Raw genomic sequence first — 11,686 nt, 5'->3', positions numbered from 1 at the left:
ATAGCCGCGGGGTTTGGCATTAGCATTCTGTCAAAATGGGCCGTTCAGTCGGCGATAAATAACAAGAGTATCGCGGTGGTAAGCGTCGGCGCCGATCAGCTCGATCTGGCGTGGTCAGCATTGGTCCGCGAATCAGAACCACCATCGGCGGCGGCAAGAATTGTCTCGCGTAGACTGGCCGAATGGTTTCGGTCCCAGCCGACGGCTACATTTATACCGGCGCGGTAAATCCACCTCAAGTCAATACATAGTGCCTCTGTGCTGTACGGCTTTGTTGTATGATTTGTCTCAACGCGGTCAGCTTGGTGGATTTGCGGAGGCAGAGGTAACCGGCATGCCGAAAAATACATTATCAATTTTTGAACGTTATTTGACTCTGTGGGTGTTGCTTTGCATTGTTGGCGGCACCTTGTTAGGAGCAGTTAGACCGTCTTTTGCCACCACCCTGAATGACTTCTCTGTTTATCAGGTGTCCATTCCGATAGCGGTTTGTTTGTTTTTTATGATGTACCCTATCATGGTCAAAATAGACTTTTCGCAAGTTCTCAAATCATCGAATGCGATCAAGCCCGTTCTGCTCACGCTGTTCATCAACTGGGCGATTAAACCCTTTAGCATGTTGGCCATTTCCTATTTGTTTTTAGGGTACCTATTCAAAGATCTGTTACCCGGCACCGAGATCTTAGCCACTGGCGAAACGGTCGAGTTGTGGCGCAGTTATATAGCCGGTACGATTCTGTTGGGCATTGCGCCCTGTACCGCGATGGTGCTGATCTGGGGGCACTTAGCCAAAGGCAATGACGGGCTGACACTGGTTATGGTGGCGCTCAACTCACTGCTAATGCTTTTGCTATATGGACCCTTGGGCGGTCTATTGCTCAATGTGAATGCCATGCCGGTACCCTGGCAGACCATGGTCTTGTCGGTCTCTATTTACGTCGCTTTGCCATTAATGGCGGGTTATGTTTCCCGAAAAGGTGTTATTCAGGCCAAGGGTTTGCTCTGGTTTAACCAGGTCTTTGTGCCGTGGTTGACCCCGGTTAGCATCATGGCGCTGCTGAGTACGCTAATCTTACTTTTTTCGTTCAAGGGAGAGGTAATTATTGGCAATCCGCTAACCATCCTCTGGATAGCCATACCCCTAATAGTTCAAACCCTAGTTATCTTTTCCCTCGGCTATTTTGCCCTGTCCCGATGGTGCAGACTGTCTTATGACAACGCCGCGCCCGTGTCATTAATTGGCGCCTCCAACCACTTTGAAGTAGCGATCGCGAGCGCGGTTGTGCTCTTTGGTTTGTCCTCTGGGGCGGCCCTGGCTACCGTAGTGGGTGTGTTGATTGAGGTGCCCTTGATGTTACTGCTGGTGTCCCTGTGTCACCGAACGAGGCATTTATTCGACTACCACCGGGCGGTTTAGGTCTAACCAGCCCATCAGCAAACTTCCCGCACTGCCGACGCATTTTACCCAGCAATCAGGTTCTGTATATCGTGCCGTTATGCTCGATATAAGCGCCAACGCTTGGTCCAAAGCGGCTCGGTCAGTATGTTTAGCCAAATGAATCGGTTATATTGGCGGCATTGCCGTTTTCGTCAAAATAGTCCAAAAACTCAGCGTTAACAGCGTATCGAGCGATAGAATAAAAATAATAGCGTATTTGGAGAGATGCATGGTTTCACAAGACGAAATGGACACCTTCTTGAAGTCTGAATTCCCTCAAACCCAATGCACCGTCGAGTCCTTGGGCGATATGTCTGCCACCGTCAGGCACCCCGTGGGCTTCAATGAACTGCGCCCGGGTGGCACCGTGTCAGGGCCGGTTTTGATGACCGTCGCCGATGTGGCCCTATACGTCGCCATTTTGGGCGAAATTGGCCTGGTCGCGCTAACCGTCACCACGAGTCTGACCATCAACTTCCTGCGCAAACCGGCCTCGGACAAAGACATTATTGCCGTGTGCACGCTCTTGAAGGTCGGCAAGACACTGGCGGTGGGCGAGGTGTCACTCTACTCAGAGGGCAATACCGACCCCGTGGCACATGTCGTGGGTACCTACGCCATTCCGCCCAAAAGGGTCGCCTGAGGGCGGCGTTCGCATAGCGCGAGTCACTCGCGGATCTCTAAGTGGCGAGCAGACCAGACCAGACCAGAGTAGCGACAGAAACAACGCCGGCCAATGAATTAGGGCGTTAACAGCCATTAAGGGAAGTGGATTCATGTTCGGAGATACCTTTACAAAGGTTAAAATCAACACCAGTGGCGCGCAGATTAACCTGGTACACGGCGGCTCGGGTCGACCCCTGCTGTTATTGCATGGCTATCCGCAAACCCATGTAATTTGGCATCAGATTGCCCCAATATTGGCGCAAAACTTCCATGTAATATGCCCCGATCTGCGCGGCTACGGCGACAGTTCGACGCCACCGAGCACCGCAGATCATTACCCCTATTCGAAGCGCGCGATGGCCGCGGACATGATCGAAGTGATGGCGTCGCTGGGTTACGATGAGTTTTTTGTGGTCGGTCACGATCGCGGTGCTCGGGTGACCCATCGGATGGCCTTAGACCATCCTGAGGCCATTCTGAAGGCCTGTGTGATGGATATTGCACCGACGCGTCATGTCTTTCAACATACCGACCAACAGCTCGCCACGGGCTACTATCATTGGTTTTTTCTGATCCAGCCAGATGGCTTGCCCGAGCGGATGATCGGTGCGGACCCCGGCTATTATCTTAAAGAGAAACTCAAGCGCTGGAGCGCACCCGGTGCGGTGTTTGCCGACGCCGCGGTGGCGGAATACGTGCGCTGTTACACCAAGCCGGAATCCATTCACGCAACCTGTGAGGATTATCGTGCTGGCGCGAGCATTGACCTGGAACACGATGAGGCCGATAGCCAGACTAAGATAAGTTGCCCTCTGCTGGTCTTGTGGGGTGCAAATGGCTTTGTCAGTCGCACCTATAAGGTGCTGGATGTCTGGCAGCAGTATGCCGAGCAACTTACCGGCGCTGCCTTGGCGTGTGGACACTTTCTGCCCGAGGAAGCACCTGAGGCGGTTTGTGACGAGCTGCTTCAATTCTTTGGCAGGCACTAATGCCGGCACCCGCAGGGCCGTCGAGCCGTCTCTCGATCGGTCCGCCGGTGCACAAACGTTTTATCAGGATGAATGAGGCCGCGCGTTGGGCCTTAGCTAAGCTATCCAATCTATCAATCAAAGTAACCTCAGCAACCTAAAGGACAGCGCAATGGCATATGAACGCATAATGGGTCTGGACGTGATCGATGACCAAGGCTATAAGGCCTATCGAGCGGCCATGATGCCGATCTTACAGTCCTTTGGAGGGGCCTTTGGTTTCGATTTTCGGGTGTCGGAAGTCTTGCTGTCCAAAACCGAGGATAAAATTAATCGCCTGTTTACGATTGCTTTCCCAAGTCAAAAACATATGGACGATTTTTTCACAGACCCAGAGTATCTCGCGGTCAAAGCAAAATATTTTGATGTATCCGTTAACAGCAAAACGATAATATCCACCCATGAGACCAATCCATAACAGCCTATTCGACAGGTTTATTCGCAATGACCCAAATCGACACCCGATCTCAGTTCACCGCCAAGCTCATGCGGCCAGCGCAACCAACAGGCGAGTTACCCTGGGCTTTTGTGATTTTGCCCAAGAGCGCGAGCAATAAACTGCCCCGGCGCGGCCGGACGACCGTTGAAGGTATCCTCAACGCTCAACCTTTTCAGGCGATGCTCGAGCCGGATGGCCAGTTGAGTCATTGGTTGCGACTCAGTCAGGCCTTGCTTAGCGCGACCGGTTTGCAAAGCGGTGATATGGTGACACTGGACATCTGGGCCATTGAGCAAGAACCAGAACCCGACGCGCCATCAGACTTGCGAGAGGCGCTTGCCGCAGCACCTGAGGCGCGAACCATTTGGGAAGAGACAACGGTGCTTGCTCGGTTAGACTGGATTCATTGGGTCTGTTCTGCCAAACAGGCCAAAACGCGCGCCAAGCGGATCAAGGATGCCTGTTCCATGCTTGCTTCTGGAAAGCGACGCGTATGCTGTTTTGATCCTTCTGGGTTCTATAGTAAAGCGCTTAGCGCGCCCAAAAGCGTCGTCTGAAGGGCGTCGTTAGCCGTCTCGGTTGCGCAGCAGCCCAGGCGCTACCTCCATGCTAATCTAATTTAGGGCACCTTATGAAAGCAGTTTATGACAAGGCTCATTGGCAACGTCATCCCACGACCGAATTGGACGGCGGCCAACTGGTCACGCCCTACGAAAGTCCCGAACGCGCCGAGTATGTTAAGTCGAGCGTAACCGAGTCGGGTATTGCCCAATGGTTGGATCCGAAAGATTTTGGTTTGGCGGCCATTACCCGAACTCACGATGCCGCCTATATTGATTTCTTAACCACCTGCTGGCAACAATGGCAGGACACCGGCAAGGCGGGTGAAGCCATTCCCGCCGTGTGGCCGGGTAGACGCATGCAGCAGGTTGTGCCCACAGACATCGATGGCCAATTGGGCTATTACAGTTTTGCGGCCGAATCGTCGATCAGTGATGGTACTTGGGAAGCCGCCTACGCCAGTTGCCAAGTCGCCCTGACCGCGGCTGAGCAGGTTGGCCACGGCGAGCATGCCTTTGGCCTGTGTCGGCCACCGGGCCATCATGCGGCCTTTGACTACTTCGGTGGTTATTGCTTTATTAATAACGCCGCCGTGTGCGCGCAGTATCTTCTCGATCAGGGCGATCAAAAAATTGCCATTTTGGACGTGGATTTCCATCACGGCAATGGCACCCAAGATATTTTCTATCGACGCGCGGATGTGCACTTTTTCAGTCTGCACGGTGATCCCTTGCTGGTGTTTCCGCACTTTAGCGGCTACGAAAATGAAATCGGTGCTGGGCCAGGTGAGGGGGCGAATCATAACTGGGTCTACGGTCCGGGTACCACCTTTGCGCAATGGCAGGTCGGTCTGAACGAAGCGCTGCAGCTTATCCAGGCAGGCGGCTTCGATCGCTTGATTATTTCCTTAGGCGTCGACACCTTCGAGCATGATCCCATTTCCTTCTTTAAGCTTACCACGGACGACTACCTAAGCGTTGGCGCTGCCATCGCTTCGGTGCAGCTGCCGACCTTATTTTTATTGGAAGGCGGCTACGCGGTGGAAGCCATCGGGGTCAATGTTGCCAAGGTCTTGATTGGCTTTGAACAACAGCCCTAGAGCTGTTCTAAATTCGTCAGGCAGTCATCGGCTCGGTTCAGCAACGCCTGCTGCACCTGCGGGTCCATCTTGTCCCAGGTGCGATATGCCATGGCGGTGCGCGGGTTGTTTGAAAAGCGCTCACTGTGGCGCTGCAAAAAGTGCCAATAGAGGCTGTTAAAGGGGCAGGCCTGTTCGCTAAAACGTTCTTTGACGTCGTAATGGCAGCCTTTGCAGTAATCGCTCATCTTGTTGATATAGCTGCCACTGGCGGCATAGGGTTTGGTGGCAATCAGACCGCCGTCGGCAAACTGGCTCATGCCCCGGGTATTGGGCATTTCAACCCATTCAATCGCATCGATATAGATGCCCAAATACCAGCGTTCGACCTGATCCGGGTCGATCCCCGCGAGCATGGCAAAGTTACCGGTGACCATTAAACGCTGAATATGATGGGCATAAGCGTAATCGAGCGACTGATCAATTGCCTGCTTCATACAGGCCATCTTGGTGTTGCCGTGCCAGAAAAATTCCGGCAGATCGCGCTTGGCTTCGAAGCTATTGAGTTTGGCATAGTCGGGCATGTTGACCCAATAGACGGCGCGGACATACTCGCGCCATCCCAGAATCTGCCGTATAAAGCCCTCAACCTGGGCCAGGTCGATACCGCTGTTGGCCTCCTCAAAACGCGTTAAGGCGGCCTGAATCACCTGCATCGGGTGCAACATTTTACTATTGAGCGCAAAGGCAATCCGCGAATGATACAGGCTCCAGCGCGACTCGCCGTGCTCGGTCATGGCATCTTGAAAGCGGCCGAAATTGGGCAAGCAATGCTGACAAAAGAATTCCAGCAGCTGCAAAGATTGCTGGCGATTAACCGGCCAGAGCAGATCGTCTGTGGCTCGTCCTAAGGTATCGATCTGGTGGCGTTGAATGCGTTCCAAATAGGGCCCGACCGGATTGGCAAACACCAGCGGTTGGGGAATTTGTGCAAGGTCGGCGGCCTTGAGTTTGTTGCGGTTTTCGCCATCGAAGTTCCAACGCTCACCCAGCGGCTGATCGCCGACCATGAGAATATCAAAGCGTTTGCGCAGCTTGCGATAGAACGACTCCATGCGATTGTGTTTGCCAACCTTGATATAGCTGGCCAACTCGGTCTGCTTGAGCAAGAAGTGTTCGCTGTCGCAACAGCGTATGGGAATACCCAAGTCTAAGGCTTTCAATAGTTCGGCGAGACGATATTCATCGGGCTGCTGATAGTCAAAGTGTTCAATGCCGTGCTCCGTGCACAGGGCGGCAATCAAGCTATTGAGGTCTGCAAAGCCTGCGGTGTCGTCCAATGTCAGATGGCGAACCTGATGACCTGCCGACCGGAGCGCATTGGCAAAGCCTTCGATGGCGGCAAAAAAGGCGCAAACCTTTTGGATGTGATGACGGACATAGGTTGCCTCTTGGTGCAGCTCGGCGATGACATAGAGCACGCCCTCATCCTGCTCTTGATACCAAGAATGATGGGCATTGAGTTGGTCACCGAGAATAAGCCGAAGGCTGTGATAGGTTTTCATGGTCATGGCTGCTTTTTAATAAGGAATGAACTTAGATCGGCCAACCGACGGCGTCGACTGAATCTAAGGGCAGTAACGTTTGGTCGCTGGCCCAGCGTTGGACAAACTCACCGTCCGGGTCATAAATTTTAGCCTGTTTGCGCAAATCGAAGTGGCGGTGCCCGCGCGGGTCGGCACCGACCCCCGCCAGATACTGCCAATTGCCCCAGTTCGAGGCAACATCATAGTCTATCAGCTGTTCCTCCAAATAGGCCGCACCATGACGCCAGTCTAAGCCGAGCTCATGCACAAAGCAGCTGGCCACCAATTGGCGGCCTCTATTGGACAGATAGCCGGTGGCATTGAGGGATTTCATACAGGCGTTAATAAGGGGGTAGGGCGTATTGCCGACACACCATTTTTTGAACCGTTCTGGGTAAAAGCTGGTCGCCGGCGCGCTCTGGTTAATGCCGGCAAAGGCAAATAGGCGTTGTGAATATTTGTGGCCGTACCATTGAAAATACTCACGCCATAGCAGTTCAAAGAAAATCCAGTAGGTCGAATCATTGGCGCCGACCCGTGCTTCATATTGTTGCAGCTGCTGCAGAATACGGCGCACCGAGAGCGAGCCGTTGGCCAGCCAGGGTGAGAATTTTGTCGAATAATCCAGGCCATCTAAGCCATTGCGCGTCTGCTTATAATCGCTTGCCAGATCCCGGGCGAAGTAACCTCTAAGATGCGCCTGTCCGGCATGAGCTCCTCCAGTAAACAGAGGCGAGGTGTCGGTGCTGGCGGGGAAGTGTTCTTGCCAAACCGTTTGCCAGGCCAGATCGGCTACTCGCGCGGGCGCAGGCAGTGAGCTGGGCGCAGCAAGTGGCGCCGCGATCAACGTAGTGATTTTTTGCCGCTCAATCAGGCGCCGAAAACCGGAAAAACTATCGGGCAATTGGTCCAGCGCGAAGGGCAGTTGCGCCGGCTCAAACAGGGTATGGGTATGGCATTCGGTGAAGCTAAGTTGGCTGTAGCGCTTCGCCAAGGTCTGCCAAAGAGTGTTTTCATAGTGGCCGACATGGTTAGAGCGATAGAGATGGGTAATGTTATGCACGGTGATCAGTTGCGCAATGGCCTCCAGAGGAGACTCTAGGCGGACCACCAACCTCTGACCGTAGTGGTTGAGCTGGGCGTCTAAATCTTCCAGTGACGCAAATAAAAACTCTCGCCGATGGGCTGATAGCCCGGCCGGCAGCTTCGAGCCCGGCCCGGTTACTAAGGTTTCTGCGCAGTACAGGCAGATTAGCGTGTCGACTTCAGCCGCAGCCCGCAAGAGTGCGGCGTTATCGTCTACACGAAGATCATGGTTAAACCAAAACAGGCCGACCTTGTTCATATGCGAGTTTCTCCGCGCCAGCGCGCTGATTGAAATAAATGAGTCGGGTAATTACGCCGCAGGCCGCCATTTAGACTTATGCGCGGGTCGGGTAAAGGCATCTGAATCACCCCGCCAGCCGTATATCTGCACCAATCATCCCGATAACGAAAAACCCTATGGTTGAACAAGTGCCCCCAGCCACCAAGCGATACCCTCTGACCTCACTGCTCGGCGATCTGGGTGTACTGCCCTTTGTGCTACTCGCAGGCCTAATGGTTCAGGCCGCTTTGAGTGGTTTGGGCTGGTACAGCGCGGTGCTGTTCGGACTGTCGGCGGCGCAGGGTTTTATGGCCTACAGTGCGGTCATTCTGAGTTTCTTAGCGGGCGCACTGTGGGAGCGCAGCCGGCTGGCGCAGTCGGATGGCCCGACCGGACAGGCCAGGGCGTTGATCCTGTTGAGCAACCTGGTTGCTCTAGTGGCTTGGTCTTGCTTGCTGCTGTTCTCTGTAGCGCCAAATATCATGATCCTAACCATTTGCCTGCTGGCGCTGAGTTATATCAGTTTGCTCTGGGTCGAACGGTCAAGCCAAGCATTTAGTTCTACGCGCGCCCTATTCGGCGGAAGCTATGAGTCGATGCGTTTACGCATTACCTTAATAGTGGTGAGTGGGCACCTTTTGGTCGCCGCGGTGATGGTCGCGGAGCTAGCTTAGCGAGCGCGCAGCGCAGCAGTACTCGATACCCCTTACACCAGACATTATGCCAGCCAGAGGTAAGAATATGGCCAGTACCAGTACCAGTACCAGGACCAACAGTGCAACCAAGCCCCTAGCCGGCCTCGCAGATGCCGTGTTAAACGCCAGTGAGCTGTCGCGCGTGGTGGAAATGGCCTGGGAAGACCGCACCCCCTTTGAAGCCATCGAACAACTCTTCGGCCTTAACGAGTCGGCCGTTATTCGATTGATGCGCGCTCAGCTGAAGCCGCGTTCGTTTCGGCTCTGGCGCCAACGAGTCACCGGGCGTAAAACCAAGCATTTGCAACTGCGCTCGCCTGATGTGGCTCGCGCCTATTGCCCAACTCAATACAAACGTTAAAAGGGTTCAGAAGATGCATTATATCCGCCAATTGCTCTGGTCAAGCTGCCTGAGCCTAGGACTAATCGCCAGTAGTATGGCCGAGGAATCGATGATGATCGACAAATTTGACGCGCAGCCGGAGCTGCGCTGGAAGTACTTCAGTGACCAGGTCATGGGCGGGGTCTCCCAAGGCCGGGCTGAGTTTGAGGCCGAGCAGGGCGCACCCGTTGTGCGTTTGAGCGGTCAGGTCAGCACCGCCAACAATGGCGGCTTTATTCAAATAAGACGCGATATCGCCAAAGGCAGCGTCGACTCAGCCACCGGTGTCTACCTAACCGTACGCGGCAATGGCCAACTCTATTACCTGCATCTGCGCACCTCGCGTAGCCTCATGCCATGGCAATACTATCAGGCGAGCTTTCAAACCAGCGAGCAATGGCAGACCATTCAATTGCCTTTGTCGGCCTTTGAACGCTCCAGCAGCTGGCTCAGTAAATCGCCCAAGGCCTCGAGCCTGCGTAACCTAGGCATTGTCGCGTTTGGACGGGACCATATTGCCGATCTTGAAATTGCCGAGATTGGGTTTTATTGACCCGCTCTCGTGCTCGTCAACGTGCCCATCGTCAATATAGTGCGTTTAGATTAGCACTCGGCAGCCCGATAGCTGCCGGGTGACACGCCTTTCCACAGAGTAAAGGCGCGAATAAAGGAATTAACCTCTTGGTAGCCGAGTAAAAATGAAATTTCGCCCAACGATAAGTGGCGCCGATTGAGATAGTGCTCCGCCAAGTCGCAGCGCAGCGTTTGCAGTACCGAGTGGTAGTTATCGGACTCGTCCGTTAGCTTTCTTTGCAAGGTTCTTTTGCTGAGTGCGAGCTTCTCCGCAACGGCTTCAATGGAACTGACACCCGTGGGTAATAATTCCATTAACACCGCCTGAACCTTCTCAACCGCGTTGGCGCTTGTTGTCAGCTCTGTCAGTGTCTTATTCAGTGCACCGGCAAAGACATGCCACATGGGCACATTGGCTGTTAAGAAGGGCCGGGCAGCGTCCCGAGCCGAGAAACAAACTTCGACTCGATCTCCAGCGACCAGTGGGCAGCCAAAGTAAGCCTGGTAAGCGGCTAGGTCCTCCGGCAGCTCCGGCAATATAACCTTGCTGGGTACGATGAATTCTCTGGTCGCCAATCGAGCCAACTGGGTAAAGAACACCAATTCGCTCAACTGCAAAGCGCTGGGTAAGTTAGCCCCATAGCCATAGCAGCTGATGATTAAGGAAGTCTCACGGTCACCGACGCTGAGCGCCAAATTTATCGGCCCTATTAACGGTTTGTACTGTTTAATGCGGGCCAGGGCGGTATTTAAATCCGGACTGCAAATGGCGGCAAAGACCGGCGGATCAAAGGCCTCGACTGAAATAGCAGCGGCCAGCAATAACGGTACCTGTCGCTTACCTGCCGCCATTTCAATGCCATGCCAAAAGCGAAAGTATTCAATTGGCTTGAGCGTGGCATGTTCCAGGCTGAGAAGGTCGCACGGTAATTTGGCATAGGCCAACACCAGTTGACTGTCGATTTCCATATCGCGCAAGATGATTTTCCAGCCTGCAGATACCTTAAAATTACTCGCGCTCTTCATCTAAGTTGGCCCACGTTAGGACGTTTTTTCCATCGCTTTGCGAGAAATTTTTAACAATATTTTTCTCGGCAACAGAGGGATAATCCAATTTAGCGCAAACTTAAGGCCGGCTTCATTGAACGCGACCAACTCACCCTGCTCCATCGCTGTATAGCCGCATTGCGCCACCGAGCGCGCTGTTTTGGCGTTTTTAAAAATATCAACGCCTTCGAGATTTCCGGCCGAGACAAAGCCGGTCGCGACGGGGCCCGGACACAGGGCCGTGGCGGTGACATTAAACTCCGCCATTTCTTGTGCGATGGCCTGGGTAAAGGAGGTGACAAAGGCTTTGCTGGCATAATAGACCGCCTGTAGAGGGCCCGGCATAAAGGATGCCGTGGAGGAAATGTTGAGAATTTTACCCTGCCTGCGTGCCACCATGCCTTGGCTATAGTGGTGGGTCAGGTTGGTCAGAGAAATCATATTAACTTGCATCATTTGCTGCTCGGCAAGCAGGCTGCGCTCATGAAACAGTCCATGGCCGCCAAAACCGGCATTGTTGATCAAGGTGTCGACCTGCAGCCCCAGCTTTTCGGTCTGATCGAAAATACGCTGCGCCGACTCCGGCTGCGCCAGGTCTTCTACGATCACCGTAACGCTGATGCCATGTTGCGCGCTTAACTCCTCTGCTAACGCGTTCAGTTTAGCTTCAGAGCGGGCCACCAGTATCAGGTTGCCACCCTTTTGCGCGTGAATACGCGCCAACTCCAAGCCAATACCACCGGATGCGCCCGTGATTAGTGCTGTATTTGACATTGTTATGCTCCCCTGAATTTGCTGTTAATGTGCGGTTGGTTGGTTGGTTGGTT

14 protein-coding genes are annotated in these 11,686 nt (G+C 53.7%); 10 read left to right on the top strand and 4 right to left on the bottom strand.

Going from position 1 to position 11,686, the window contains the following annotated elements:
• The 7 genes from AC4FIC_RS14290 to AC4FIC_RS14260 all read left to right on the top strand — a co-directional run bounded on the left by AC4FIC_RS14290 (window position 1) and on the right by AC4FIC_RS14260 (window position 5,231).
• On the top strand, window positions 1-228 hold the full coding sequence (locus AC4FIC_RS14290) for a LysR substrate-binding domain-containing protein (RefSeq protein ID WP_476194578.1): 228 nt from the start codon (window positions 1-3) through the stop codon (window positions 226-228).
• A gap of 106 nt (window positions 229-334) precedes the next feature.
• Complete coding sequence (arsB, locus tag AC4FIC_RS14285) at window positions 335-1,417, top strand: ACR3 family arsenite efflux transporter (protein ID WP_490359428.1); 1,083 nt, start codon at window positions 335-337, stop codon at window positions 1,415-1,417.
• Between the two features lie 250 nt (window positions 1,418-1,667).
• Complete coding sequence (locus tag AC4FIC_RS14280; protein WP_476196155.1) at window positions 1,668-2,081, top strand: PaaI family thioesterase; 414 nt, start codon at window positions 1,668-1,670, stop codon at window positions 2,079-2,081.
• A gap of 133 nt (window positions 2,082-2,214) precedes the next feature.
• Window positions 2,215-3,093 (top strand): alpha/beta fold hydrolase, encoded by an 879-nt coding sequence (locus AC4FIC_RS14275; protein WP_273286082.1) that lies wholly within the window; start codon window positions 2,215-2,217, stop codon window positions 3,091-3,093.
• A 151-nt stretch (window positions 3,094-3,244) separates the two neighbouring features.
• Window positions 3,245-3,550 carry a DUF1330 domain-containing protein gene (locus tag AC4FIC_RS14270; protein WP_100256784.1) on the top strand — a complete coding sequence of 102 codons (306 nt, stop codon included), beginning with the start codon at window positions 3,245-3,247 and terminating at the stop codon, window positions 3,548-3,550.
• Between the two features lie 26 nt (window positions 3,551-3,576).
• Window positions 3,577-4,128, top strand: a complete 552-nt coding sequence (locus tag AC4FIC_RS14265; protein WP_100256785.1) for a YdeI/OmpD-associated family protein — start codon at window positions 3,577-3,579, stop codon at window positions 4,126-4,128.
• Between the two features lie 74 nt (window positions 4,129-4,202).
• Window positions 4,203-5,231, top strand: a complete 1,029-nt coding sequence (locus tag AC4FIC_RS14260; protein WP_476195166.1) for a histone deacetylase family protein — start codon at window positions 4,203-4,205, stop codon at window positions 5,229-5,231.
• On the opposite strand, the gene AC4FIC_RS14255 is transcribed toward AC4FIC_RS14260, so the two are convergent.
• Both AC4FIC_RS14255 and AC4FIC_RS14250 read right to left on the bottom strand, forming a co-directional pair.
• The gene (locus AC4FIC_RS14255; RefSeq protein WP_476195164.1) at window positions 5,228-6,775 is read right to left on the bottom strand and encodes a cryptochrome/photolyase family protein; all 1,548 of its coding nucleotides are present in this window, start codon (window positions 6,773-6,775) and stop codon (window positions 5,228-5,230) included. The two genes, AC4FIC_RS14260 and AC4FIC_RS14255, sit on opposite strands and share 4 nt — an antisense overlap.
• A 31-nt stretch (window positions 6,776-6,806) precedes the next feature.
• Window positions 6,807-8,141 carry a DASH family cryptochrome gene (locus AC4FIC_RS14250; RefSeq protein WP_100256788.1) on the bottom strand — a complete coding sequence of 445 codons (1,335 nt, stop codon included), beginning with the start codon at window positions 8,139-8,141 and terminating at the stop codon, window positions 6,807-6,809.
• 158 nt (window positions 8,142-8,299) lie between these two features.
• On the opposite strand from AC4FIC_RS14250, the gene AC4FIC_RS14245 reads away from it, so the two are divergent.
• The 3 genes from AC4FIC_RS14245 to AC4FIC_RS14235 all read left to right on the top strand — a co-directional run bounded on the left by AC4FIC_RS14245 (window position 8,300) and on the right by AC4FIC_RS14235 (window position 9,792).
• Window positions 8,300-8,836 carry a DUF3429 domain-containing protein gene (locus tag AC4FIC_RS14245; RefSeq protein ID WP_100256789.1) on the top strand — a complete coding sequence of 179 codons (537 nt, stop codon included), beginning with the start codon at window positions 8,300-8,302 and terminating at the stop codon, window positions 8,834-8,836.
• 136 nt (window positions 8,837-8,972) lie between these two features.
• Entirely contained in the window at window positions 8,973-9,218 is a 246-nt protein-coding gene (locus AC4FIC_RS14240) for a TIGR03643 family protein (protein WP_264371433.1), read from the top strand.
• Window positions 9,219-9,231: 13 nt separating this feature from the next.
• Window positions 9,232-9,792, top strand: coding sequence for a CIA30 family protein (locus AC4FIC_RS14235; protein ID WP_100256791.1), 561 nt, complete (start codon window positions 9,232-9,234; stop codon window positions 9,790-9,792).
• A gap of 50 nt (window positions 9,793-9,842) precedes the next feature.
• Here the strand turns inward: AC4FIC_RS14235 and AC4FIC_RS14230 are convergent, their stop codons facing one another.
• The gene (locus AC4FIC_RS14230; protein WP_100256792.1) at window positions 9,843-10,838 is read right to left on the bottom strand and encodes an AraC family transcriptional regulator; all 996 of its coding nucleotides are present in this window, start codon (window positions 10,836-10,838) and stop codon (window positions 9,843-9,845) included.
• 15 nt (window positions 10,839-10,853) lie between these two features.
• Complete coding sequence (locus AC4FIC_RS14225; protein WP_100256793.1) at window positions 10,854-11,633, bottom strand: SDR family NAD(P)-dependent oxidoreductase; 780 nt, start codon at window positions 11,631-11,633, stop codon at window positions 10,854-10,856.
• Window positions 11,634-11,686 lie beyond the last annotated feature (53 nt).

This window comes from Reinekea sp. (assembly GCF_982785585.1).
Note: the sequence above shows the minus strand (reverse complement) of the source record. Positions and strands in the feature narration are given on the sequence as shown.